General features: G+C 71.1%; 16 protein-coding genes and 1 rRNA gene. 8 read left to right on the top strand and 9 right to left on the bottom strand.

Annotated features, from left to right (window positions below; genetic code table 11):
• Positions 1-91, bottom strand: a 16S ribosomal RNA gene (locus ACZ7OO_RS17385); the annotation flags it as partial.
• A 569-nt stretch (positions 92-660) separates the two neighbouring features.
• On the opposite strand from ACZ7OO_RS17385, the gene ACZ7OO_RS17380 reads away from it, so the two are divergent.
• Both ACZ7OO_RS17380 and ptsP read left to right on the top strand, forming a co-directional pair.
• Complete coding sequence (locus ACZ7OO_RS17380; protein ID WP_471505546.1) at positions 661-1,110, top strand: PTS sugar transporter subunit IIA; 450 nt, start codon at positions 661-663, stop codon at positions 1,108-1,110.
• A gap of 95 nt (positions 1,111-1,205) precedes the next feature.
• A complete protein-coding gene (gene ptsP / locus ACZ7OO_RS17375; protein WP_471505545.1) occupies positions 1,206-2,876 on the top strand; it encodes a phosphoenolpyruvate--protein phosphotransferase in 1,671 nt (556 codons plus the stop codon).
• Positions 2,877-2,945: 69 nt separating this feature from the next.
• On the opposite strand, the gene ACZ7OO_RS17370 is transcribed toward ptsP, so the two are convergent.
• The gene (locus tag ACZ7OO_RS17370) at positions 2,946-3,839 is read right to left on the bottom strand and encodes a hypothetical protein (RefSeq protein WP_471505543.1); all 894 of its coding nucleotides are present in this window, start codon (positions 3,837-3,839) and stop codon (positions 2,946-2,948) included.
• 448 nt (positions 3,840-4,287) lie between these two features.
• Positions 4,288-6,255, bottom strand: a complete 1,968-nt coding sequence (locus tag ACZ7OO_RS17365) for an acetoacetate--CoA ligase (RefSeq protein WP_471505541.1) — start codon at positions 6,253-6,255, stop codon at positions 4,288-4,290.
• A 212-nt stretch (positions 6,256-6,467) separates the two neighbouring features.
• Here ACZ7OO_RS17365 and ACZ7OO_RS17360 point away from each other — a divergent pair, with 212 nt between their 5' ends.
• A complete protein-coding gene (locus tag ACZ7OO_RS17360; protein ID WP_471505539.1) occupies positions 6,468-8,828 on the top strand; it encodes a glycoside hydrolase family 31 protein in 2,361 nt (786 codons plus the stop codon).
• A gap of 10 nt (positions 8,829-8,838) precedes the next feature.
• Here the strand turns inward: ACZ7OO_RS17360 and ACZ7OO_RS17355 are convergent, their stop codons facing one another.
• Positions 8,839-9,372: an NUDIX domain-containing protein gene (locus tag ACZ7OO_RS17355; RefSeq protein WP_471505537.1), complete on the bottom strand. Its 534-nt coding sequence runs from the start codon at positions 9,370-9,372 to the stop codon at positions 8,839-8,841.
• A gap of 185 nt (positions 9,373-9,557) precedes the next feature.
• Between ACZ7OO_RS17355 and ACZ7OO_RS17350 the strand changes: the two genes are divergently transcribed.
• From ACZ7OO_RS17350 to glpK, 5 genes are all read left to right on the top strand, one after another.
• Entirely contained in the window at positions 9,558-10,004 is a 447-nt protein-coding gene (locus ACZ7OO_RS17350) for a Zn-ribbon domain-containing OB-fold protein (protein WP_471505535.1), read from the top strand.
• A complete protein-coding gene (locus ACZ7OO_RS17345) occupies positions 10,001-11,191 on the top strand; it encodes a lipid-transfer protein (RefSeq protein ID WP_471505534.1) in 1,191 nt (396 codons plus the stop codon). The genes ACZ7OO_RS17350 and ACZ7OO_RS17345 overlap by 4 nt, the downstream gene beginning before the upstream one ends.
• Positions 11,192-11,303: 112 nt before the next feature.
• Positions 11,304-12,947, top strand: coding sequence for an EAL domain-containing protein (locus ACZ7OO_RS17340; RefSeq protein ID WP_471505533.1), 1,644 nt, complete (start codon positions 11,304-11,306; stop codon positions 12,945-12,947).
• 306 nt (positions 12,948-13,253) lie between these two features.
• The gene (locus ACZ7OO_RS17335) at positions 13,254-13,991 is read left to right on the top strand and encodes an MIP/aquaporin family protein (RefSeq protein ID WP_471505532.1); all 738 of its coding nucleotides are present in this window, start codon (positions 13,254-13,256) and stop codon (positions 13,989-13,991) included.
• Positions 13,992-14,044: 53 nt separating this feature from the next.
• Positions 14,045-15,562: a glycerol kinase GlpK gene (glpK, locus tag ACZ7OO_RS17330; protein WP_471505530.1), complete on the top strand. Its 1,518-nt coding sequence runs from the start codon at positions 14,045-14,047 to the stop codon at positions 15,560-15,562.
• A gap of 62 nt (positions 15,563-15,624) precedes the next feature.
• On the opposite strand, the gene ACZ7OO_RS17325 is transcribed toward glpK, so the two are convergent.
• From ACZ7OO_RS17325 to ACZ7OO_RS17305, 5 genes are read right to left on the bottom strand one after another with little or no spacing between them, the layout of a single operon-like run.
• On the bottom strand, positions 15,625-16,230 hold the full coding sequence (locus ACZ7OO_RS17325; RefSeq protein ID WP_471505528.1) for a GTP-binding protein: 606 nt from the start codon (positions 16,228-16,230) through the stop codon (positions 15,625-15,627).
• Positions 16,211-19,828, bottom strand: coding sequence for a hydantoinase B/oxoprolinase family protein (locus tag ACZ7OO_RS17320; protein WP_471505527.1), 3,618 nt, complete (start codon positions 19,826-19,828; stop codon positions 16,211-16,213). Before ACZ7OO_RS17320 ends, ACZ7OO_RS17325 begins: the two co-directional genes overlap by 20 nt.
• Before the next feature lie 24 nt (positions 19,829-19,852).
• Positions 19,853-20,248 (bottom strand): DUF742 domain-containing protein, encoded by a 396-nt coding sequence (locus ACZ7OO_RS17315; RefSeq protein ID WP_471505526.1) that lies wholly within the window; start codon positions 20,246-20,248, stop codon positions 19,853-19,855.
• A 9-nt stretch (positions 20,249-20,257) separates the two neighbouring features.
• Complete coding sequence (locus ACZ7OO_RS17310; RefSeq protein ID WP_352223608.1) at positions 20,258-20,692, bottom strand: roadblock/LC7 domain-containing protein; 435 nt, start codon at positions 20,690-20,692, stop codon at positions 20,258-20,260.
• Positions 20,689-23,523, bottom strand: coding sequence for a nitrate- and nitrite sensing domain-containing protein (locus tag ACZ7OO_RS17305; protein ID WP_471505524.1), 2,835 nt, complete (start codon positions 23,521-23,523; stop codon positions 20,689-20,691). The genes ACZ7OO_RS17310 and ACZ7OO_RS17305 overlap by 4 nt, the downstream gene beginning before the upstream one ends.
• Positions 23,524-23,560 lie beyond the last annotated feature (37 nt).

Raw genomic sequence — 23,560 nt, 5'->3', positions numbered from 1 at the left:
TAATCCCCACCGAAGTGGTTCATCGTTCGACTTGCATGTGTTAAGCACGCCGCCAGCGTTCGTCCTGAGCCAGGATCAAACTCTCCGTGAATGTTTTCCCGACAGTGCTTATTTAAAAGCGCGGGACGACACCACGAGAGCGGAACCACCGGAGGAATAATCCGATGGTTCACAGCGTCCTCGCTGTGTTTTACTTCAAAGGAACCACGTCCCGGCCATGATGACCGGAGACGGGGTATCAACATATCTGGCGTTGACTTTTGGCACGCTGTTGAGTTCTCAAGGAACGGCCGCTTCCTTTGTACTCACCCTCTCGGGCTTTCCTCCGGGCTTCCCTTCGGTGTTCCAAACTCTATCAGTGTTTTTCCGGCCCTCTGACCACCCTCCCGCAGACATGCGGAAGATGATCCCGAGTTAAGGATCTGACAAATTTGGGTGCTGCCGAGCAAGGGCGCTTTGCCGCGCCGCTTGGTCTCAAGCAGGGATACGACTGTACACGGAGCCTCGGAGGCCGCGCAAATCCATTAGGCTGGTGGTCTAGACCACTAGCTGGTAGCTTCCATGCGGAACCGCCACTTCATTTGACATACGCTGCTGCTCAGTGCCGTCCGGAACAGGCAGTGACGGCCCGTAAGCAGCTTCATCTCTGGGAGGCTTCCCATGACCACCGTGACGTCCCCTCTGGCCGGACGTGCCATCGGACTGGCCGCCGTGCCGGATCCGGTCTTCTCCGGGGCCATGGTCGGCCCGGGCACAGCGATCGACCCCGCGCGTGAGCCTTCCGAGGTCGTGGCGCCCGTGGACGGCGTCATCGTCTCCCTGCACCCGCACGCGTTCGTCGTCGTCGACGAGAACGGCCACGGCGTGCTCACCCACCTCGGTATCGACACGGTGCAGCTCAACGGCCAGGGCTTCGAACTGCTCGTCAACAAGGGCGACACCGTGACCCGCGGCCAGGGCGTCATCCGCTGGAACCCGGCCGAGGTCGAGGCCGCCGGCAAGTCCCCGGTCTGCCCCGTCGTGGCCCTGGAGGCCACGGCCGACTCCCTTTCCGACGTCCGTGACGACGGTGACGTGAAGGCCGGCGACAGCCTCTTCGTCTGGAACTGACGACCCGCCGTCCTCTCCGTCGTATGACAGCGAGGACGGTGACCAGGACAACCATCGCGGCGGCGGGACCCGCCGCAGTATCGGAGACGGGTGAGATGGAAACAACGCTGCGAGGCGTCGGCGTGAGCCACGGGGTGGCGATCGGCGAGGTTCGGCACATGGGAACGGCGGTACTGGAGCCGCCTGCCAAGCAGATCCCGGCGGAAGAGGCGGAGCGGGAGCCGGGGCGTGCCCGGCAGGCCGTGGAGGCTGTGGCCGCCGACCTGATGGCGCGCGGCAACCTGGCGGGCGGTGAGGCCCAGGCGGTGCTTGAGGCGCAGGCCATGATGGCCCAGGACCCGGAGCTGATGGCCGACGTGGAGCGCCGGATCGCCGTCGGCAGCACCGCGGAGCGTGCCGTCTACGACGCGTTCGCCGCGTACCGCGAACTGCTGGCCGGAGCCGGCGAGTACCTGGCCGGCCGCGTGGCCGACCTGGACGACGTGCGGAATCGTATCGTCGCCCGGCTGCTGGGGGTTCCGATGCCGGGTGTCCCGGACAGCGACGAGCCGTATGTGCTGGTCGCGAGGGATCTGGCTCCGGCGGACACCGCGCTGCTCGACCCGACTCTGGTGCTCGGTTTCGTGACCGAGGAGGGCGGGCCGACGAGTCACAGCGCGATCCTGGCGCGGGCGCTCGGGGTACCGGCCGTCGTGGCGCTGCCGGGCGCGGGTGAGCTCGTCGAGGGCACGATGATCGCCGTCGACGGCAGCACCGGCGACATCTTCGTGAACCCGAGTGCGGAGAAGAAGGCGGAGCTGGAGGCCGCGGCCGCCGAGCGCAAGGCCGCACTGACCGCCTCGACCGGCCCGGGTGTCACCGCGGACGGGCACAAGGTGCCGCTGTTGGCCAACGTGGGCGGGCCCGCGGATGTGCCGGCGGCCGTGGAGGCCGGTGCGGAGGGTGTTGGTCTGTTCCGTACCGAGTTCCTGTTCCTGGACGACAGCAAGAACGCGCCGTCCGAGGAGAAGCAGGTCGAGGCCTATCGTCAGGTATTGGAGGCGTTCCCGGAGGGCCGGGTCGTCGTGCGGGTACTGGACGCGGGTGCGGACAAGCCGCTGGACTTCCTGACCCCGGCGGATGAGCCCAACCCGGCGCTGGGCGTGCGCGGTCTGCGGACGCTCCTGGACCACCCCGAGGTGCTGCGCACGCAGCTGACCGCGCTGGCGAAGGCGGCCGAGGGACTGCCCGTCTACCTCGAGGTCATGGCGCCCATGGTGGCGGACCGTACCGACGCCAAGGCGTTCGCGGACGCCTGCCGTGCGGCGGGGCTGCGGGCCAAGTTCGGCGCGATGGTGGAGATTCCGTCGGCCGCGCTGCGGGCGCGCTCGATCCTCCAGGAGGTCGAGTTCCTGTCGCTGGGCACGAATGACCTGGCGCAGTACACGTTCGCCGCTGACCGTCAGGTCGGTGCGGTGTCCCGGCTGCAGGACCCGTGGCAGCCCGCGCTGCTCGACCTGGTCGCGCTGTCCGCGGAGGCGGCGAAGGCCGAGGGCAAGAGCTGTGGTGTCTGCGGCGAGGCCGCGTCCGATCCGCTGCTGGCGTGTGTGCTGACGGGTCTGGGTGTCACCTCCCTCTCCATGGGTGCGGCGTCGATCCCCTATGTCCGGTCGACACTGGCCAAGTACACGCTGGCCCAGTGCGAGCGGGCCGCTTCCGCGGCGCGTGCCGCCGACAGCGCGGACGAGGCCCGCGCGGCGGCTCAGGCGGTGCTGTCCGGCGAATAGCCGGGCGAGGCCGTGAGCGGCTGTCCTCCTGGGGCGCTCCACCTGCGGGTGGGGCGCCCCAGGTGCGTTTCAGTGGTGGTGGCCCGGTGGCGTCTCCTGGTCGCCCAGGTCGGGCGGGGCGCAGTAGTCGACGTCGGATTCCGGGGAGATGAGGTCGCCGGACTCGACGTCGGTGCAGTAGGCGTCGAAGACCTCGGCCGCTGTGAGGGGGGCGAGGCTGTCGCCGCGCAGTCGCCAGCCGTAGATGCGGTCGGGGGCGCCGGGGGCGCTGGTGCGCATGACGAGTCCGCCGGGGCTGCGGGTGGCGAGGCCGAGGGCCAGGACGCTGGTGAATTCGAGGACTTCTGCTTCGTCCAGGCGGGTGGTGCCCTCGCTGTCCTGGTCGGCGTGGAGGACGGTGATGAGGGTTTCGGGTGGTCCGGAGACGCTGCATACGAGGTGCCGGTCTCCTGGTGGGGCGGTGTCGAGGATGCGGGTGAGGAGGCGGGATGCGCGGGTGAAGGCGGCACGCCCGATGTCCTCGCCACAGGTGTGGCAGGGGCCGAGGCGGGCCAGGAGGGTGCTGGCGTACTCCCAGGTGGCCTGACGTACCGCTTCGTCGACCAGGTCGGGGACGAGGTCGGTGAGAGGTCGGCCGTCGTAGGGGATGGTGGCGCCGGTGGCCGCGAGTTCGGCGGTGAAGCGGGTGCGGCTGGCGGGGTTGTCCGGGTCGAGTCCGGTGTCCGTGCAGAACTCGGTGTACTCCTCGGGGTCGAAGAGGGCGAGTGTGGTGTGGGTGCCTTCTGCGGCGCGGGTCCTCAGGAGGGCTTCGATCTGCCGCAGGTAGGTGGGGTGGTCCTCGAAGGTGAAGGTGCGGTAGCGCCGCATGGCGCGGAAGTCGTGTTCGTCCGTCAGCAGGCCGATGGTGCCGGCGATTTCGCGGCGCAGGACGCGTCGCATGGTCCGGTGGTCGGTGTGCGCCATGTTTCCCCCTGTGAGCACTCGATCAATGCTCACTCACCGTAACCGGCGCCACTGACAGCGGGGGGTCGGGGAAGCCGGTCACGGACCAGGCGGTGCTGAATTCCGCAGGTCAGGGCGGTGGTGGCGCCGAACGCGGGGCGGCCGAGCGGGCCGGTAGCGATAGCGGCGGTGACGGCGAGTGGGCCGGTGCTGCCCCGGGCGGACTGGGCGCGTCCTTGGACTCCGAGGTAGGTGCCCAGGGCGGTGTCGGGGGCCAGGGCTACGGAGACTTCCCAGGAGATGGTGGCGTTGAGCGCATGGGATGAATCTGTGGGTGCCCGTGCGTGACGAGTCGGTTGTGGCCCTGGGGGGCGGATCTCGGCCGCTGGGCTGAAGCCGGCCGACGCGGTGCGGCCGGCCCCGGACTTCGCCGCTGTGCTGGGCGAGTCCGAGGCCGCCTGTGGGAGGGTCAGGCGCGCTTGCGGGCCAGGTCCTCGTAGAAGCTCAGCAGGTCGAGGTTGTCGATGGAGCCGGGGTTGACGGCCTTCTCCAGGGGCGCCCCTTGGAGGAGGCGCTTGACGGGAACCTCGATGCGCTTGCCGGTGAGGGTGTGCGGGACGCCGGGGACCTCGATGATCTCGTCGGGGACGTGGCGCGGCGAGAGCTGTTCGCGGATGGCCTGCTTGACGCGGTTCAGCAGGGTCTCGTCGAGGACGGCGCCCGGGGCCAGGTGGACGAACAGGGGCATCCAGTAGCCGCCGTCGGGCTGTTCGATGCCGATGACGAGGGATTCCCTGATCTCGGGGAGGCGCTCGACGACCTCGTAGATGTCGGCCGAGCCCATCCGTACGCCCTGGCGGTTGAGTGTGGAGTCGGAGCGGCCGTGGATGATCACCGAGCCGCGGGAGGTGAGGGTGATCCAGTCGCCGTGCCGCCAGACGCCGGGATACATGTCGAAGTAGCTGTTGTGGTAGCGGCTGCCGTCGGGGTCGTTCCAGAAGCGGATCGGCATCGAGGGCATGGGGTTGGCGACGACCAGTTCACCGACCTCGTCGACGACGGGGTTGCCGTTCGGGTCCCAGGCCTGGAGATCGGTCCCGAGGCCGGGTGCCTGCAGTTCGCCGGTGTAGACCGGCAGGGTGGGTACGGCGCCCGCGAAGCAGGAGCACACGTCGGTGCCGCCGCTGACAGAGGCGATCCAGAGGTCGTCGCGGACCTCGTCGTGCAGCCAGCGGAAGCCGTCGGGGGGCAGCGGCGAGCCGGTGGTGGCGACGCACTGCACACGGGAGAGGTCGTAGTCGCTGGAGGGTTGCACGACCGCCTTGCGGCAGGCCATCACATAGGCGGCGGAGGTGCCGTAGAGGGTGGCCCCGGTGCGCTCGGCGACGCGCCACTGGGCGCCGGTGTCGGGGTAGCCGGGGCTGCCGTCGTACAGGACGATCGTGGTGCCCGTCAGGAGGCCGGAGACGAGGAAGTTCCACATCATCCAGCCGGTCGAGGTGTACCAGAAGAAACGGTCCTCGGGGCCCAGGTCGCAGTGGAGGCCGAGCTGTTTGAGATGTTCGACCAGGATGCCGCCCTGGGACTGGACGATGGCCTTGGGCAGGCCCGTGGTGCCGGAGGAGTACAGCACCCACAGGGGATGGCCGAAGGGGACCTGTTCGAATTCTGGCTCGGTGTCGGCGGAGGTCAGCGCCGACCACTCCAGGGCGCCTTCGGGGGCCGGGGTGCCGAGCAGCGGGATGTGGACGACGGCGCGCAGGGTGGGCAGTTCGCGGCGGAGTTCGGCGACGATCTCGCGGCGGTCGTGTTCCTTGCCGCCGTAGCGGTAGCCGTCGACGGTGAACAGGACGACGGGTTCGACCTGCTGGAAGCGGTCCAGGACGCTGCGGGCGCCGAAGTCGGGGGCGCAGGAGGTCCACACGGCGCCCACGGCGGCGGTGGCGAGGAGGGCGACCACGGCCTGCGGGATGTTCGGGAGATAGCCGCTGACGCGGTCGCCGGGGCGGACCCCGAGGGCGCGGAGTTCGGCGGCCAGGGAGCCCACCTGGCGGCGCAGTTCGGCCCAGGTGACCGGGAGGGGTTCGTGGGTCTCGTCGACGTACAGGAGTGCGGGTTCGTCCGCGCGGCCGGCGGCGGCGCGCAGGGCGTGCTCGGCATAGTTCAGCCTCGCGCCGGGGAACCATTCGGCGCCGGGCATCGCGCGGTCGCCGAGCACGCGCGCGTAGGGCGTCGTGAACCGGACGTCGAACCACTCCGTGACGGCTTTCCAGAAGGTGTCCAGCTGGTCGACGGACCAGCGGTGCAGTGCCGGGTATCCACCCTCGGCGGGGGCTCCGTGGTGTTCCGCCGCCCAGGACTGGAACCTGGTGATGCGTGCCTGGGCGATCCGTCGCGGATCGGGTTGCCAGAGCGGCTGGGGGTTCGCGGTCGACATGGGGCGGCTCCCGGGCTTCTGCGCTGGTGTGCGTCGGACGCGCACGGGCTGGGGTGTGCGCGTACGCGGCTGACAGGGACGATGCCATGTGATCGACTTCTGCACCAGGGTGCGCTCCACATAGTCCGTGTCGTGAAGATGTGGTCCCGGCACGGGTGAACGGCAGTTGAACGGCCCGCGCGTGTGGAGCGCTGAGTGGCAGGGTGAGCAGCATGGACGGTCGTGACCTGGTGCGTTCGGTGAGAGTGGTCGGTTCGATGAAGGCGGCTCAGGGGTTGCGTACCGTACGGGCGGCGTGGCGCAGGAGGCGGATCGACGCCGCCGGGTTGCCCGCGCGGGGGGCCGAGCGCGCCCGGGTGCCGGGTCCGGTTCGGGAGGCGGAGCCGGGGCCGGGAGGCGGTGTGATCCGCTTCAGCCGGTCGGAGCTGCGCATCACGGTCGCCGTGAACGGGGCGGTCTTCTGGGGCTGGGACGGGGCCGGTCCCGAGCCGTCGTACGCGCTCGCGGGGCGCTGTCCCGAACCTGATCCGCGGGCGGTCCTCGAACCGGACACGGACGGCGGCTGGCGGGTTGTGGCGGAGCGGGTGACGGTGAGTGTCTCGCGGCACGGCGCGGTGGAGGTGTGCACGCCCGGAGGCATGATGCTTCGGCGGGATCTGCCGCCCCGCTGGTGGGAGCCGGTGGAGGGGGGTCCGGCTCGCTGGGTGCAGCGGTCGGAGGTCGCCGCGGACGCGCGGTTCTTCGGTCTCGGCGGGCGTGCCTCGGGACCGCGGCTGCGCGACGGCACCTACCGGCTGTGGAACACCGACCCCGGCCGTGCCTTCGGGCCCGGTGACGATCCGCTGTACGTCACCATGCCGGTGCAGCTGGTGGTGGCGGACGCGGCCGCGCATCTGGTGTTCCACGACACCTCGTGGGACGGCACGGTGACTCTCCGGGAGGGCGAGGAGGGTGCGGGTTCCGGCCATGACCGGGCCGGGCGGTGCGAGCTGCGGATGGACGGCGGGCCGCTGCGCTGCTGGGTGATGGTGGGCACGCCCGCGCGCGTACTGCACACATGGGCCTCGCTCACGGGCGCGCCCGCGCTGCCGCCGGCGTGGGCGCTGGGTCATCACCACGCGCGCTGGGGGCTCGGCAGCGAGCAGGAGGTTCGGCGGATCGTCGCCGGTTACCAGGAGCGCGGTCTGCCGCTGGACGCCGTCCATCTGGACATCGACCACTACGACGCGCATCAGGTGTTCACCGTCGATCACGAGCACTTCCCGAAGCTGCCGACGCTGGCCGAGGAGCTGCGGCGGGACGGGGTCCGGCTGGTGTCGATCGTGGACCCGGCGGTGAAGGCGGCGCCGGGCAACGCGGTCTACGACAGCGGGACGGGGGTGGACGCCTTTGTGCGGGATCCGTCGGGGCGGTTGGTGGAGGGCGTGGTGTGGCCCGGCGAGGTGGTCTATCCCGACTTCACGCACGCGCGCGTGCGCAAGTGGTGGGGCGGGCTGTACGAGGAGCGGCTCGCGCTGGGCTTCGCCGGGTTCTGGCACGACATGAACGAGCCGACGTCCTTCAACGCCTTCGGTGAGTCCACGCTGCCGCGCGCGTCGCGGCACGCCCTGGAGGGGCGCGGCGGCGACCACCGGGAGGCGCACAACGTCTACGCGCTCTGTATGGCGCGGGCTGCCTACGAGGGGCTGCGCGAACTGGCGCCCAAGGAGCGGCCGTTCCTGTTCTCCCGCTCCGGCTGGGCCGGTATGCAGCGTTACGGGGGCGCGTGGTCCGGTGACGTCGCGACCGGCTGGCCGGGGCTGCGCGCGTCCCTGTCGCTGGTACTGGGTCTCGGGTTGTGCGGGGTGCCGTACTCCGGGCCGGATGTGGGCGGTTTCGACGGGAGCCCGTCGCCGGAGCTGTTTCTGCGCTGGTTCCAGCTGGGCGCCTATCTGCCGCTGTTCCGTACGCACGCGAGCATGCGGGCGGGGCGCAGGGAGCCGTGGGAGTTCGGGGCCGAGGTACTGGAGCACGCGCGCGTGGCGCTCCTCGAACGGCGACGTCTGCTGCCGTACTTCACGACGCTGGCGCACCTGGCCCGGCGGACCGGCGCGCCCTACGTGCGGCCCCTGTGGTGGAGTGCGCCGGAGGACCGTGCCCTGCGCGACTGCGAGGACGCGTTCCTCCTGGGCGACGGTCTGCTGGTGGCTCCGGTGCTGGATCCGGGCGCCGACCGGCGTGCGGTTCAGCTGCCTCGGGGGCGCTGGTACGACACGGTGACGGAGCGGGCTTACGAGGGGCCTGGGCAGGTGCTCATCGACGCCCCGCTGTCACGGATCCCGGTGCTCGCGCGCGCGGGTGCCGTCCTCCCCGTGCGGGACGAGGACGGCGGCGTGCGGCTGGAGGTGTGGGCGCCCGCCCGGGGACGGACCGGGGGCGGGCTGGTGGTGCCGGACGCGGGCGACGGCTGGGACGAGCCCGAGATCGAGCGTTACGTCGCCCGCTGGGAGGGCCGCCGGGTCGTGGTCGGACGGGAGGGGGAGAAAGGCACGAGCGAGCCGTCCCGCCCCGTGCGCGTCAGGGGGCTGGGATGAGCCGGAGGGCTCAGTAGCGGCCCTCGAACCACGCCCGTACGGCCACGCTGTGCAGCGGGAAGGCGAGCTCCTCGGGCCTGCGCAGCAGATGCCAACCCTCCGTCTCGTCCGTCCCACGGGACGGCGGGAGTCCTTCGACCGGGCGTGCCGGGAGGAGTCCGAACAGCAGCAGGTGCCCGTCGGGTGCGCTCATGGCGTCGACGAGCCGTACGTCCCGCGCGGCCGCGTCGATGCCGGTCTCCTCCTTGAGTTCACGCACGACGGCGTGCCGCCAGTCCTCGCGGTCGTCGACGTAGCCGCCGGGCAGCGCCGTTCCTCCGCGCGCGGGGGCGACGGTCCGGGTGATGACGACCAGGGCGGTGCCCTTCGTGTCGTACACGGGCTGGAGGGCGATCGCCACCGGCAGCGGGTTGCGGTAGGCGGTATGGGCGCAGGCCGGGCAGGTGCGCGGCCAGCCGGAGACTCCTGCTCCGTAGGGCGCTCCGCAGCTCGAACAGTGCGAGTCCGGAGCGGAGTTGGCAATAGGGTGCTGATTTTCGGACACGCGCGGACTTTATCCGATCACGAGAGCGACGTCTTACGGTCAAGGGAACGCCTCGTTCCGGAAGTGGACAGACGCCCGCGACCAGGAATCGGACAGCGGGATGCGGCCCGGGCTCGGCCTGCCCAATTGCGGCGACCCGTGGCACACTTCTGACGTTCCGTCAGATACCTTGCTCTGGAGGAGCTATGTCGCGTACACGCACGCCAGCGGTCGAGGGCTGGTTCACCGGCGAGGGGGACGGGTTCCGGCTCCTGGGCACCCGTTGTGCGGCCTGCGCCTCGGTCTTCTTCCCGCGCGAGGACGTCCACTGCCGCAATCCCGGGTGCGCGGGTGGCGATCTGGAAGAGATTCCGCTCTCTCGGCGCGGGCGGATCTGGTCGTACACCGACAGCGGATACCGGCCGCCGTCACCCTATGTGAGCGATCCGGAACTTCCTTGGGAACCGTACGCGTTGCTCGCTGTGGAGCTGGAGTCCGAGCGGATGGTGGTGCTGGGACAGGCGGTTCCCGGGATCACCGTCGCCGATCTGGCGGTGGGCATGGAGGTCGAGGTCATCCCCGGTGTGCTGAGCGAGGACGCGGAGACGGCCTGGACGACCTGGCACTGGAGGCCGACGGGGGTGACGGCATGACGGCGGACGTGGCGGTGCTCGGCGTGGGCATGCACCCCTGGGGCAAGTGGGGGCGCAGCTTCGTCGAGTACGGGACGGTGGCAGCCCGCGCGGCCCTTGACGACGCGGGGCTCCAATGGCGGGACATCGGCTCGGTCGTGGGCGCGGACACGGTGCGTGGCGGGTATCCCGGCTATGTCGCGGGCGCGACCTTCGCCAGGGCGCTGGGCTGGCAGGGGGTGCGCGTGACGAGCGTGTACGCGGCGTGCGCGTCCGGGGCGCAGGCGGTGGCCGCGGCGCGGGCGCAGATCCTGGCGGGGCTCGCAGACGTGGTGCTCGTGGTGGGCGCGGACGCGGCACCCAAGGGCTTCTTCCGGCCCGCCGGAGGAGACCGCCCCGACGATCCCGACTGGCTGCGCTTCCGGCTGCTGGGCGCGACGAATCCCACGTACTTCGGGCTGTACGCGCGCCGGCGGATGGCGGTGTTCGGGGACACTCCGGAGGACTTCGCGCTGGTCAAGGTGAAGAACGCGGCCCTGGGCGCGCTCAATCCGTACGCCCGCTACCGCACGCGGGTCACCGCCGAGCAGGTCGCCGCCTCCCAGACGGTCGCCGACCCGCTGCGGCTGCTGGACATCTGCGCGACCTCCGACGGCGGGGCCGCTCTGGTGCTGTCCAGCCTTCCGTTCGCGCGTCGGCACGGGGTGGCCCGGCCGGTGCGGATCCGCGCGGTGTCCACGGTCACACCGCGCTATCCGAGCACGGTGCTGGACCTGCCGGACATCGCCACGGACTCCGCGGCGGCGGTCGAGCCCCCGGCGGAGCCCTTCCGGGCGTCGATCGCGCGGGCCGCCTACGAGGAGGCGGGCGTCGGCCCCGAGGAGCTCTCCCTCGCGGAGGTGTACGACCTTTCCACCGCGCTGGAGTTGCAGTGGTACGAGGATCTGGGGCTGTGTGCCGAGGGCGAGGCGGCGAAGCTGCTGCGCGAGGGAGCGACGGCTCCGGGCGGCCGGATACCCGTCAACACCAGCGGTGGGCTCGCCTCCTTCGGGGAGGCGGTGCCGGCCCAGGCGATCGCCCAGGTCTGCGAGCTGACCTGGCAGTTGAGAGAGGCTGCGGGCGACCGGCAGGTGGCACGCGCGCGCGTGGGGATCACGGCCAACCAGGGGCTGTTCGGGCACGGCTCGTCCGTGATAGCGGTGCGCTGAGGGGACGGGTGTGACAGCAGGGGCTGCACACCGTGCGTGACCACCCCGGAATGATGCGTGAACGTCTTATGAACTGCCCCTGGGCGTACACCGATGACGTCATCATGCTCCCGTGCGCTCCTGGACGGATGCTCTCCGTTTCGCCTTCCAGCCGGTGGTCAATCTGACGACCGGTGGGATCGCCGCACTGGAGATCCTGGCCCGCCCCGAAACCGGTGACATCCTCGCCGAAGCCCGCCGCAACCCCGAACTCGACGGCAGGCTGGCCGTGTTGGCCCTCCGCGCGGCGGCCCGCCAGGAGGCGCTGCTGCCGCTGCACATCAACGTGTTCGCGGCCACGCTCGCCGACCTGGGCGGCATCGGCCCGCTGCCCGGCGCCATTCGCGAAGCCGGTCGGATGCCCTGGGAGGTGACCCTGGACATCGTGCCGCCGTACACGCACGTGCCGCACCGGGCCCTGCTGGAAGCCGTGGCGACGCTGCGCGGCCAGGGCTTCCGGATCAGCGCCGACGGCATCGGCGACGGGGACGTGCCCCTGCGGCTGCTCACCGACCTCTCCCCCGACCTGATCAAGCTGGACGCCTCGCTGCTCGGCCGGCCTGCCGCGGTTCGGGCGATGCGGACCCTGTGCGAGGAGCTGGGCGCCCTGCTGGCCGTCGAGGGCGTGGAGACCGAACTCCAGTACGGGGCGGCGCTGTCGGCCGGAGCCCAGCTGGCCCAGGGCGAGCTGTTCGCGCCCCCGGCCCGGATCCCGGTGGCGGACGTGTACGTTCCGCCGCGTTCGGCCGCCGCCGTGCCCGCGCCGCGTTCCGGGCCGTTCGTGCGGGACTTCATCCGGCCCGCCGCCCTGCTGCCGGTCACCGCGTCCGCGTTGCAGGTGCGGGCCCTGCTGACCGGCTCCCCGGACGTCTCCGGGGTCCTCCTGGTGGACCAGACGGGCGCCCCGGTCCGCTCGGTGCACCGCTCCCGCTTCCTGCTGTCGATGTCCGGCCGCTACGGACACGCCCTGTACGCCGACCGCCCGGCCTTCAAGCTGGGCGACGCACCGCGCACGGTCGGCGTCGACGCGACCGCCTGGGAGGTGCTGGACGTGGTGGCCGTCGGCGGCCGGGACCGCACCTCGGACGACGTGGCGGTGGTCGACCGGCTCGGGCGCTGCGTGGGCGTCGTTCGCCTCGCCGACCTCGTACGCGCCCTTGCCGAGACCCGCGTCGAGGAGGCGGCCGGGCTCAATCCGCTGACCCGGCTGCCCGGTTCGGACGCGATCACGGGCGAGGCGGACCGGTGGATCGCGGAGGGCCGCGTCTTTGCCCTCAGCTGGCTGGACATCGACCACTTCAAGCAGGTCAACGACGGCGCCGGGTTCGCCGCGGGCGACGAGCTGATCCGTGCGGTGGGACAGGCATTGCAGCAGGCCGTGGCCGGGCACGCGCGCGTGGGGCACATCGGCGGGGACGACTTCCTGGTTCTCGCCGACGAGGAGGGGCTGGACCGGCTGGTGACCGGCGTGCTCGACGCGCCCTGGTCCGCCGGCGGCCGTCCCGTCACGCTGTCCCTGGCCACCGTCGTGTGCGGCCCCGGCAGCGTGGCGGACCACCGGGAGGCGGCCGCGTGTCTCGCGCCGCTCAAGAAGGCGGCCAAGGCGCTGCACGGGGCGAGTTGGGTGCTGGGTCGGGCGGGACTGCCCGGGCACGAGATCCGGCGCGGCTCGGGCGCGTATCCGGCCCAGGCCGGCTACGCGACGGTGGAGCCGTGAAAGCCGTCTCCTGGCGAGTTGCCTGTCATCGTTGCCGTCGGCGACCTTGACGCTCCCTGAGTGCCGGTGAAAACTTCCGGTGTCGGTCGACATCGCCGTACATTCTCGGCGTAATCAGGCGCTGTGCCATGGGTCTCTCCTGTCCTGAGGCCCGCTCTCCCATGGGCGATTCGGCTGCCACGGCACGCTCGTCACTGACGCCGGGCGGGGCGCGGGACCTTCCCTGCCTTCGGCTGACGTCGCCAAGGGAACCGTTCCTGCTCAAGCGCCGGGGTCGATCCTCCGGCCAGCGCCCTAGGAGCCGCCATGAGCAACGGAGACATATTCGTCGGCGAAGTCATCGGCACGGCCATCCTGATCCTGTTCGGCGCAGGCGTCTGCGCCGCGGTCACTCTCAGACACTCCAAGGCGAGAGCGGCGGGGTGGGTGGTGATCGCGTTCGGCTGGGGATTCGGCGTCCTCGCCGGCGCCTACACCGCCGCTCCCCTCTCCGGCGGCCAGCTCAACCCCGCCGTCACCATCGGCATCGCCGTCGACACCGGCGAGTGGGGCAAGGTCTGGGTCTATCTCCTCGGCCAGTTCGTCGGCGCGATCCTCGGCGCCGTTCTGACGTATCTGGTCTACCTGGCCCAGTTCCAGGCCAACGTGGCCGAGGAGGGCACCGGGGAGGAGCCGACACCGACGCTCGGCATCTTCTCCACCATCCCGGAGATCCGGAACCCCGTCGCCAACCTGATCACCGAGATCATCGCGACGATCGCGCTGGTCCTGCCCATCCTCGCGTTCGGACTGACCAAGGGCCTCGGCGAGTCCGGCACCACCGTGCTGATCGTCTCGCTGCTCGTCGTCGGTATCGGACTGTCCCTGGGCGGCCCCACGGGCTATGCCATCAACCCGGCGCGCGACCTCGGCCCCCGGATCGTGCACACCTTCCTGCCGATCCCCAACAAGGGCACCTCCGACTGGGGCTACGCCTGGATCCCGGTCGTCGGCCCCCTGGTCGGAGGAGCGCTCGCGGGCCTCATCTACAACGTGGCCTTCTGAACGCGGCCTTCCGATCCCACGCAGCCTTCCGACCCAGCGACCAAGGGGCAGCCATGCCGGACACCGCCGAGAAGTACGTCGCCGCAATCGACCAGGGCACCACGTCGAGCCGCTGCATCATCTTCGACCACGGCGGCGCCGTCGTCGCCGTCGACCAGCGGGAGCACCGCCAGATCTTCCCCAAGCCGGGCTGGGTGGAGCACGACGCCACCGAGATCTGGTCCAAGGTGCAGGCCGTGGTCGCCGGGGCGCTCGCCAACGCGGGGCTGCGCGCCGACCAGTTGAGCGCGCTCGGCATCACCAACCAGCGCGAGACGACGGTCCTGTGGGACCGCGCCACCGGCAAGCCCGTGCACAACGCGATCGTCTGGCAGGACACCCGCACCGCGGTCCTGTGCAACGAACTCGGCGGCAGCGACGGCCAGGACCGGTTCCGCGAGCAGACCGGACTGCCTCTGGCCAGCTACTTCTCCGGGCCCAAGGCGGCCTGGCTGCTGGACAACGTGCCCGGGCTCCGGGACCGGGCCGAACGCGGTGAGATCGCCTTCGGGACCATCGACTCCTGGCTGATCTGGAACCTCACCGGCGGCATCGACGGCGGCCGGCACGTCACCGACGTCACCAACGCCGGGCGCACCATGCTGATGAACCTGGAGACCCTCCAGTGGGACACCTCCATCCTGTCCGCGATGAACGTCCCCGCGGCGGTCCTGCCCGAGATCCGGTCCTCCGCCGAGGTGTACGGCACCGCCGTCGGCCAGCTCGCCGGTGTGCCGGTGGCCTCCGCGCTGGGCGACCAGCAGGCGGCGGTCTTCGGGCAGGCCTGCTACGACGTCGGGACGGCGAAGAACACCTACGGGACGGGCAGTTTCCTGCTGCTCAACACCGGCGACCGGCCGGTGCCGTCCAAGAGCGGGCTGCTGACGACGATGGGCTACAAGATCGGCGGTGAGGCGCCGGTGTACTGCCTGGAGGGGTCGATCGCCATAACGGGCGCGCTGGTCCAGTGGTTCCGGGACCAGCTCGGCATCATCCGCACCGCCGACGAGATCGAGACACTCGCCGCGAGCGTCGACGACAACGGCGGCGCCTACATCGTGCCCGCCTTCTCCGGCCTGTTCGCGCCCTATTGGCGCTCGGACGCGCGCGGGGTCGTCACCGGGCTCACCCGCTACGTCACGAAGGCACATCTCGCCCGCGCGGTCCTCGAGGCGACCAGCTGGCAGACGCGGGAGGTCGTGGACGCCATGTACCAGGACTCCGGGGTGCAGATCACGACCCTGAAGGTGGACGGCGGCATGACCAAGAACAACCTCCTGATGCAGCACCAGGCCGACGTCCTCGGGGTTCCGGTGATCCGGCCCCGGGTCTCAGAGACGACCTGCCTGGGCGCCGCCTACGCGGCCGGCCTCGCGACCGGCGTGTGGAACGACCTCGACGAACTCAAGTCGCACTGGCAGAAGGACGTGGAGTGGACGCCCGCCATGGAGGCGTCGGTGCGCGACAGGGAGTACGCGAACTGGCGCAAGGCGGTGGAGAAGAGCTTCGGCTGGCTGGAGGACGGCGAGTAGCCGTCCGCCCCGGGACCACGGCCCGTACCCCGGTCGGCGGGGGTACGGGCCGTGCCGGCGCGTCAGGTGGTGACGGTCTGGCGGTGGCCCGCCGCGTATGCCATCGCGTGCTGGACGACGCCGATGAGCACCTCCTTGACCGACTCGCGGTCCCGGGCGTCGCACAGCAGGACCGGTACGTCCGGGTCGAGGTCGAGGGCCTTGCGGATGTCCTCGGCCGGGTAACGGTCCGCGCCCTCGAAGCAGTTGACACCGACGAGGAACGGTATGGAGCGCCGCTCGAAGTAGTCGACGGCGGCGAAGCAGTCCTCCAGCCGGCGCGTGTCGGCGAGCACGACAGCGCCCAGTGCGCCCTCGGACAGCTCGTCCCACATGAACCAGAACCGCTCCTGCCCCGGTGTGCCGAACAGGTACAGCACCAGGTCCTCGCGCAAGGTGATGCGGCCGAAGTCCATGGCGACGGTGGTGGTGTGTTTGCCCTCGACGCCGCTGGTGTCGTCGACCGGTCGCCCGGCCTCGGTAAGCACCTCCTCGGTGCGCAGCGGCCTGATCTCGCTCACCGCGCCGACCAGGGTCGTCTTGCCCACGCCGAAGCCGCCGGCCACGAGGATCTTGAGCGTGACGGGCTCGACCGGGGGCTTGCCACGCTCAGATCGCCCGAAGATCATCGATCTCTTCTCCTGCTTGATGGGTGTCGGGTGACGGCCGTCCGTATCCGCCGCCGCCTGGGGTCTCGATGACTAGTACGTCGTCGGCGCCGACGTCCGCGCTGTCGCTGCCGCCGAGTTCGGTGACCGTGCCGTCGGCCCGCTCCACCCGGTTGACGCCGAGCGCGCCGGGTGCGCCGCCCGCCATGCCGTACGGCGGGACGCGGCGGTGCTGGGACAGGGTGGAGACGGTCATGGGTTCGAGGAAGCGGATGCGGCGCACCGCGCCGTCCCCGCCGTGCCAGCGGCCCGTGCCGCCACTGCCCCGCCGTACGGCGAACTCGTCGAGGCGGACGGGCAGTCGCCACTCCAGGACTTCCGGATCGGTGAGCCGGGAGTTGGTCATATGGGTCTGTACGACGCTCGCGCCGGGGAAGCCGTCGCCGGCTCCGGATCCGGAGGCGACGGTCTCGTAGTACTGGTGACGCTCGTTGCCGAAGGTGACGTTGTTCATGGTGCCTGAGCCCTCGGCCTGCACGCCGAGCGCCGCGTAGAGGGCGCCGGTGATGGACTGGGAGGTCTCGACGTTGCCCGCGACGACGGCGGCCGGCGGCTCGGGGGCGAGCATCGATGCGGGCGGTACGACGATGTCCAGGGGGCGCAGGCAGCCGTCGTTGAGCGGGATGTCGTCGGCGACCAGGGTACGGAAGACGTACAGCACGGCGGCGTTGACCACGGAGAACGGCGCGTTGAAGTTGGTGTCCAGCTGCGCCGAGGTGCCCGTGAAGTCGATGGTCGCGCGCCGGTTGTCGCGGTCCACGCGCACGCGTACGCGGATGACTGCGCCGGAGTCGGTCTCGTAGGCGTACTCGCCGTCGTCCAGGGCGTCGATGACGCGGCGGACCGCTTCCTCCGCGTTGTCCTGGACGTGGCGCATATAGGCCTGGACGACGTCGAGGCCGAACTCCTCGATCATGCGGCCGACTTCGTCGACGCCCTTGCGGTTGGCGGCGATCTGGGCACGCAGGTCGGCGAGGTTGGTGCGGATGTTGCGGGAGGGGTAGCGGGCCTCGGCGAGCAGCCGGCGGGTCTCGGCCTCGCGGAACCGGCCGTTCTCGGCGAGGAGCCAGTTGTCGAAGAGGACGCCCTCCTCGTCGATGGTGCGGCTGTCGGCGGGCATCGAGCCGGGGGCGATGCCACCGATCTCGGCGTGGTGGCCGCGGGAGGCGACGTAGAAGAGGATCCGGTCACCCTGCGTGCCGAAGACCGGGGTGATCACGGTGACGTCGGGCAGATGGGTGCCGCCGTGGTACGGGTCGTTGACGGCGTAGGTGTCGCCGGGGCGCATCGAGGTGCCGCGGCGGCGGATGACCTCTTTGACGCTGGTGCCCATGGAACCGAGGTGGACGGGGATGTGCGGGGCGTTGGCCACCAGGTTCCCGTCCGGGTCGAACAGGGCGCAGGAGAAGTCCAGGCGTTCCTTGATGTTGACGGACTGTGCCGTCGACTCCAGCCGGGCGCCCATCTGTTCGGCGATCGACATGAAGAGGTTGTTGAAGACCTCAAGCAGAACCGGATCGGCTTTCGTGTCGAGTTCGGAACTCTGCGTAATCGTCGCGCGTTCCATGATCAGATGCCCGTGGTCGGTCGCCGCGGCCCGCCAGCCGTCGTCGACGACGGTCGTGGCGCTGGCCTCGGTGATGATCGCCGGGCCGGTGACCGATTCGCCGGGAGGCAGGTCCTCACGGCGGTGGAGGGGTACGTCGCGCCAGGCGCCGCCGGTGTGGAGCCGGACGGTTTCCGGGGCGGCGGGACGGCCTTCGTACGGGGCGAGGGCGGAGAGATCGGGGGGTTGGGTGATGCCGGTGGCTTCCACGGAGAGGGCTTCGACGACGACCGGGCGGTCGAGTGTGAAGGAGTACGTGGCGCGATGACGTTCTTCGAAGGCGTGTTTCATCGCGTCGGGCTCGGTGAGTTCGACGGTGAGGGTGGTGTCGGTGCCGTCGTAGCGGAGCTGGGCGCGGCGGGTGACTTCGATGCGGTCCTCGGGGACGTCCTCGGCGAGGAGTTCGGCGCGGGCCGCGGCTTCCAGGTCGTCGGCGGTCTTGCGGACGCCGGGCATGGCGGCGGGCTCCAGGGGAGCCTCGACGGACTGTTCGCGCATGGCGGTGGTGTCGGCGAGGCCGATGCCGAGCGCGGACAGGACACCCGCCATGGGCGGAACCAGGACGGTCCGGATGCCGAGCGAGTCGGCGACCATGCACGCGTGCTGTCCGCCGGCCCCGCCGAAGGTGGTGAGGGCGTAGCGGGTGACGTCGTGGCCCTTCTGGACGGAGATCCGCTTCACGGCGTTGGCGATGTTGGCCACGGCGATGTTCAGGTAGCCCTCGGCGACCTGTTCCGGGGTGCGGTCGTCGCCGGTCTGTTCGCGGATCTCCCGCGCGAGGCCGGTGAAGCGGTCGCGGACGAGGTCGGCGTCGAGGGGCTGGTCGCCGTCGGGTCCGAACACAGGGGGGAAGTGGGCGGGCTGGATCCGGCCGAGCATGATGTTGGCGTCGGTCACCGCGAGCGGGCCGCCGCCCCGGTAGCAGGCCGGGCCGGGGTCGGCGCCTGCCGAGTCGGGCCCGACGCGGTAGCGGGAGCCGTCGAAGTGCAGCACCGAGCCGCCGCCCGCGGCGACGGTGTGGATGTCCAGCATGGGGGCGCGCAGTCTGACGCCCGCGATCTGGGTGGTGAAGACCCGTTCGTACTCGCCCGCGAAGTGGGAGACGTCGGTGGAGGTGCCGCCCATGTCGAAGCCGATGACCCGGTCGAAGCCGGCGAGCTGCGACATCCGGGCCATGCCGACGATCCCTCCGGCCGGTCCGGAGAGGATGGCGTCCTTGCCGCGGAACTGCCCGGCCTCGGCGAGCCCGCCGTTGGACTGCATGAACATCAGCCGTACGCCTTCGAGTTCGTCGGCGACATGGCGGACGTAGCGCCGCAGTACGGGCGACAGGTAGGCGTCGACGACGGCGGTGTCACCGCGCGGGACGAGCTTCATCAGCGGGCTGACCTCGCTGGACAGCGAGATCTGCGGGAAGCCGGTGGCTGCGGCCAGCTCGCCGATCGCCTGCTCGTGGGCGGGGTGGAGATGGCTGTGCATACAGACGACGGCGACGGCCCGGATCCCGTCGTCGTACGCCTCCTGGAGCGGGCCGGCCAGGGCGTCCAGGTCGGGGGCGCGCAGGACGGTGCCGTCGGCGGCGATGCGCTCGTCGGCCTCGACGACCCGTTCGTACAGCAGCTCGGGCAGCTCGATGCGGCGGGCGAAGATGCGGGGGCGGTTCTGGTAGGCGATGCGCAGGGCGTCGCCGAAGCCGCGCGTGATGACGAGAAGGGTGCGCTCGCCCTTGCGTTCCAGCAGCGCGTTGGTGGCGACCGTGGTGCCCATGCGGACGGCGTCGACCTGGTCGCCGGAGCCGTCGAGCAGCTCGCGCACGCCTGCCACCGCGGCGTCGGTGTATCGCGCGGGGTTGTCGGAGAGCAGTTTGTGGGTGAGCAGCCGGCCGTCCGGGCGCCGAGCGACGACGTCGGTGAACGTACCGCCGCGGTCGACCCAGAACTGCCAGCCTGTCACGTCACTACTCCGCTCCCGCGCCGGTCACAGCGCCCGGAGGCCGTTGATCACGTCGCGCAGAATACTCTCGTCGACCAGCTCGGCCGGGGGGACCGGTCGGTTGACATGGACGAGTTCCCCGTCGACGAGGTCGCCGATGAGGACCCGGACCACTCCGACGGGCAGATCGAGTCCGGAAGCCAGCTCGGCGACCGACTGCGGGGTGTCACGGCAGAGCTCGACGATGTCCACGTGCTCCGGGGACAGCGTCCCGTCGTCCTCCGGGTCGTCCGCGTGGGGCTCCGTGACGACCACCGCGATCAGATCGAGGCGGTGCTGGGCCGCACTGGTGGTGCGGCCCCGCGTCATGGCGTACGGACGGACGACCGGTCCGGCCTCGTCGTCGAACCAGTGACTTCTTCCCTGACCGTCTCCGCTCATGTCATCCCACTACCCGCCCGAGGGCAGATCGGTGCGTGGTGCGGCGGCCAGATGTGCGCCGACCCGCTTGACCAGGAGTGTCATCTCGTAAGCGACCTGGCCGACGTCGGAGTCGGCGTCGGAGAGGACGGCGAGGCAGCTGCCGTCGCCGGCGGCGGTGACGAACAGGAAGGCGTCGTCGAGCTCCACGACGGTCTGCCGGACGCTCCCCGCCTCGAAGTGGCGGCCCACGCCCTTGGCGAGGCTGTGGAAGCCGGAGGCCACGGCCGCCAGGTGCTCGCCGTCCTCTCTGGTGAGGTCCTTGGAGACACCGGTGGCCAGGCCGTCGCCGGAGAGCACGACGGCCTTGCGAATGCTGGCGACCCGGTCCACCAGGTCGTCCAGGAGCCAGTTCAGCTCACCCTTGTTCGTCGCCGTGCGGCCGGTCGCCTTCGGATCGGTCATCGACCGTCCCCCTTAGTCGTTCCTTGTGCTGTGCCGTTTCGGGACCCGTCGCCCGCGGTGTTCTCCGCCCGGCCGCGTTGCCAGCCGCGCTGGAGCGAGGCCATGCGGCTGCGGACCTCGTCGGCGTCGCGCTCGACGGGTTCTGTCTCGTGCCCGGCGGGTGGGGCGGGGTCCTGTCGCAGCTGTGGGGCCAGGTTGGCCTGCCGTACCCGCCTGGGCAGTGGCCGGGTGCCGGATGCGGCCTCCAGGGGTGTGCTGCCGAGGGGCGGGACGGAGTCGTCGGTGCCGCTGCCGGAGGTGATCGCGGAGTGGCGGCTGCGCCGGGGCAGGCCGGGGGGCTCGGAGGGGTCGCCCGGGCCGCCGACCGGGGGCGCCGGGCGTTCCTCGCCGCGGTCGGCCGGGCCGACGGCGCGCTGCGGGGACGGCTCGGTGCGGCGGCGGGAGGGCAGCGGGGCGAGACCACCCGGTTCGGGCCGGCCCGTGCCCGCAGGGTCCCGGTCGTCCGGCTCGGCGCGGCGGGAGCGTTGCTCGGTGACGGGCTTGCCGTGGGAGCTGACCAGCTTGGGCGTACGTCGTCTGGGCAGCGGGAGGGGGCCGTTGGGACGCTCGTCGCGGAAACCGTCCGTGGGGTCGGGGGCCGGCTGATGCAGCTCGCTCACGATGGGCGCGGTGTCGTCGTCGGGGTGGGCGAGGGAGCGGCGGGGTCGGAACAGACCGCCGCGCTCGCTGTCCTCTTCGGCGAGGGCGCCCGGGAAGTCGTCCAGCGCGTCCAGGTCGACGGGTGCCTCCAGCTCGACCGGTCCGCCCAGGAGCGCGGCCGACAGCCCGGGTCGCTGCGCCGGCACCTGGGTCAGGGAGGTGGCGCGGCGCTCCTCGGGTTCGGCCTTCGTGGCGGGCCGGTCGCGGTCGAGGCGGAAACCGATGCCGTTGGTGTCGGGAACGTCGTCGGTCAGCAGTACGTCGGGGATGAAGACGACGGCGGTGGTGCCTCCGTAGGGGGACGGCTGGAGCGAGACGCGGACGTTCTGGCGCTGGGCGAGGCGGCTGACCACGAACAGGCCCAGCCGGTCGGTGTCGGAGAGCTCGAACTCCGGGGTCTCGGCGAGCCGCAGGTTGGCGTCGAGGAGTGCCTCGGCAGCCATGCCGAGGCCCCGGTCGTGGATCTCCAGGGTGAAGCCGTTGGCGACGCGTTCGCCGAGGACCTGGACGGCGGTGTGCGGCGGCGAGAACACCGTGGAGTTCTCGAGGAGTTCGGCCACGAGATGGGTGAGGTCGGCGACGGCGGGGCCGGTGACGGCGACGCGGGGCAGCCGGCGAACCTCGATGCGCTCGTAGTCCTCGACCTCGGCCACGGCGGCACGCACCACGTCCATCAGCTGGACGGGGCGGCGCCACTGCCGCGAGGGGGCGGCACCGGAGAGGATCACCAGGCCCTCGGCGTGCCGGCGCATCCGGGTGGTGAGGTGGTCGAGGCGGAAGAGGTCGGCGAGTTCGTCGGTGTCCTCGGTCCTGCGCTCCATGGTGTCGAGCAGGGTGAGCTGCTTGTGCAGCAGGACCTGGCTGCGGCGGGCGAGGTTGACGAAGACCTCGGAGACACCGGAGCGCAGTTCGGCCTGCTTGACGGCGGCCTCGACGGCGGCGCGCTGCAGGGTGTTGAGGGCCTGGCCGACCTCGCCGATTTCGTTCTTGTCGTACTCCAGGCGCGGTACCTCGGTCTCCACGTCGACCTGTTCGCCCGCGGACAGCCGGCGCATCACGCTCGGCAGCCGGACCCCGGAGGCTTCGTGCGCCTCCTGGCGCAGCAGCCGCAGATCGCGGATGAGGCCTCGGCCGACCCGGACCGACACGACCAGCGAGAAGAGCACGGCGACAAGGCCGAGGACACCGACGACGGTTGCCTGGACGATCACGGTGACGGCGGCGGGCCGGACGCGGGCCTGGTAACGGTCGCCGACCTGGTCGTCGAGGGTGCGCAGTTCGTCGAGCACAGTGCCGGCGGCGGTGTCCCAGCTCTTGGCGCTGACGTCGTTCGGCACACCGGATCCGGCGTCGATCACGGACTGCTCGGCGGTCCGCAGCGGGGCGGTCGTGGCGTTCTTCCACAAGCGGTCGAAGCGGTCGCGTTCCGACGACGGCAGCAGCGGCAGGCTGACGTCGTACAGGAGGGTGCGCTGGGCGGCGAGGCCGGAGATCTCGCGGGTCTCGTCGCGGGAGATCTTCCCGACCACGAGGGCGGAGCCCAGCAGGGCGTCCTCGCGGGAGAGGAGTTCGCGGGCGCGGGCGATGTTGACGAGGGCCTGGGCCTGCTGGTTCAACTCGACGTCGTCGATCCCGTGGAGAGAGGCGAGCAGCGTGTAGCAGGGTTCGACGACGCGGTTGTAGAGGTCGAGGGCCTGGGTGCGGCTGACGGTGCCCTGCTCGACGCTTCGGCGCAGGGCGTCGATGCCCTCGAACGCGTCGAGCACGGCGGTGAGGTGCTCACCGTCGTCGGTGTCCAAGCCGTCGCGGACGCTCTGCCTCCCAGCGTTCTTCCGGAGATCGGCGACGGCGCTGTCGGTGGCGGCGCGTGTGCGGTGCAGGGCGGCGAGCGCGTCCGCGGCGCGCGGGTCGGCGAGATAGACGAGGGTCTGCCGGCGTTCCTGCTGGAGGACCCGGGCGGTGTCCTCGGTGGGGTAGCCGATGTCCTCGACGATGTTCGACACCTGGAACAGCTGGTTGACCTCGCGCCCCGTGAGCACGGCCGCGAAACCCCAGACGGCCGTCAGGGACACCAGCGGCACGAGAAGCAGCGCCACGATCTTCCGGCGGATCGACTTCCCGCGAAAGCGCATGGCCTCCCCCAGCTCGACCCCCGCCGGGCGGGAGTAC

It is taken from the genome of Streptomyces sp. NPDC111744 (assembly GCF_055634995.1).
The sequence above is the reverse complement of the archived record's forward strand: the minus strand, read 5'-3'. Positions and strand labels throughout refer to the sequence as shown.

Coding starts and splice junctions, on each gene's coding strand:
- ACZ7OO_RS17370 (WP_471505543.1), bottom strand. CDS start 3,839: ATGGCGCACACCGACCACCGGACCATGCGACGCGTCCTGCGCCGCGAA.
- ptsP (WP_471505545.1), top strand. CDS start 1,206: ATGGAAACAACGCTGCGAGGCGTCGGCGTGAGCCACGGGGTGGCGATC.
- ACZ7OO_RS17350 (WP_471505535.1), top strand. CDS start 9,558: ATGTCGCGTACACGCACGCCAGCGGTCGAGGGCTGGTTCACCGGCGAG.
- glpK (WP_471505530.1), top strand. CDS start 14,045: ATGCCGGACACCGCCGAGAAGTACGTCGCCGCAATCGACCAGGGCACC.
- ACZ7OO_RS17380 (WP_471505546.1), top strand. CDS start 661: ATGACCACCGTGACGTCCCCTCTGGCCGGACGTGCCATCGGACTGGCC.
- ACZ7OO_RS17315 (WP_471505526.1), bottom strand. CDS start 20,248: ATGAGCGGAGACGGTCAGGGAAGAAGTCACTGGTTCGACGACGAGGCC.
- ACZ7OO_RS17345 (WP_471505534.1), top strand. CDS start 10,001: ATGACGGCGGACGTGGCGGTGCTCGGCGTGGGCATGCACCCCTGGGGC.
- ACZ7OO_RS17325 (WP_471505528.1), bottom strand. CDS start 16,230: ATGATCTTCGGGCGATCTGAGCGTGGCAAGCCCCCGGTCGAGCCCGTC.
- ACZ7OO_RS17335 (WP_471505532.1), top strand. CDS start 13,254: ATGAGCAACGGAGACATATTCGTCGGCGAAGTCATCGGCACGGCCATC.
- ACZ7OO_RS17310 (WP_352223608.1), bottom strand. CDS start 20,692: ATGACCGATCCGAAGGCGACCGGCCGCACGGCGACGAACAAGGGTGAG.
- ACZ7OO_RS17365 (WP_471505541.1), bottom strand. CDS start 6,255: ATGTCGACCGCGAACCCCCAGCCGCTCTGGCAACCCGATCCGCGACGG.
- ACZ7OO_RS17360 (WP_471505539.1), top strand. CDS start 6,468: ATGGACGGTCGTGACCTGGTGCGTTCGGTGAGAGTGGTCGGTTCGATG.
- ACZ7OO_RS17305 (WP_471505524.1), bottom strand. CDS start 23,523: ATGCGCTTTCGCGGGAAGTCGATCCGCCGGAAGATCGTGGCGCTGCTT.